This is a genomic window from Marinobacter flavimaris (genome assembly GCF_002933295.1).
Lineage (GTDB): Bacteria > Pseudomonadota > Gammaproteobacteria > Pseudomonadales > Oleiphilaceae > Marinobacter > Marinobacter flavimaris.
The window spans coordinates 1-351 of record NZ_PSSW01000056.1 but is presented as its reverse complement, the minus strand read 5'-3'; the positions used below and the strand labels follow the sequence as shown (position 1 = coordinate 351).

At 53.0% G+C, this 351-nt stretch carries 1 protein-coding gene; it reads right to left on the bottom strand.

The features are described 5' to 3' along the window. Nucleotides 1-342, bottom strand: a 342-nt coding sequence (locus MDHKLMBL_RS20730) for a ubiquitin-like protein (protein ID WP_241956292.1), incomplete at its 3' end; no start/stop codon positions are given. Nucleotides 343-351 lie beyond the last annotated feature (9 nt).

Genomic DNA, 351 nt, shown 5'->3' with positions numbered 1-351 from the left:
AGGAGGGATGCCTTCCTTATCTTGGATCTTTGCCTTGACATTCTCGATGGTGTCACTNGGCTCCACCTCGAGNGTGATGGTCTTNCCAGTCAGGGTCTTCACGAAGATCTGCATCCCACCTCTNAGACGGAGCACCAGGTGCAGGGTGGACTCTTTCTGGATGTTGTAGTCAGACAGGGTGCGNCCATCTTCCAGCTGTTTNCCNGCAAAGATCAACCTCTGCTGNTCAGGAGGNATGCCTTCCTTNTCNTGGATCTTTGCCTTGACATTCTCNATGGTGTCACTNGGCTCCACNTCGAGNGTGATGGTCTTACCAGTCAGGGTCTTCACGAAGATCTGCATCCCACCTCT